We start from the raw sequence: 267 nt of genomic DNA on the forward strand, positions 1-267 counted from the left end.
GGTACACGAAAAACAAGTTAAGGGATGCAGTTTATGCATCCCTTAACTTACTTATTAAATAATTTATAGCTATTGAAAAGAGATAAGAATTGTTCAAAGCTAATATTGTTTAAATCGTCAATTCCTGCATGTTTTAAGGAATTGTTAAATTGATTTTTTGTAAATATTTTCTTGTATTCTTTGTTAACCCATTTCATAACGAAATAATTATACTTCTGTTTATCTTTGTGTGATATTCTTGATTTTTTTCTATTTAATCTGATAAGT

General features: G+C 25.1%; 1 protein-coding gene. It reads right to left on the minus strand.

What is annotated here, in order from left to right; genetic code table 11:
• Positions 1-47: 47 nt before the first annotated feature.
• A partial coding sequence (locus HMPREF2937_RS13225; RefSeq protein ID WP_306807033.1) for an rRNA adenine N-6-methyltransferase family protein occupies positions 48-267 on the minus strand: 220 nt, incomplete at its 5' end.

The sequence above is a fragment of the Staphylococcus sp. HMSC061G12 genome (genome assembly GCF_001838465.1).
In the GTDB taxonomy this organism is placed as follows: Bacteria; Bacillota; Bacilli; order Staphylococcales; family Staphylococcaceae; genus Staphylococcus; species Staphylococcus simulans.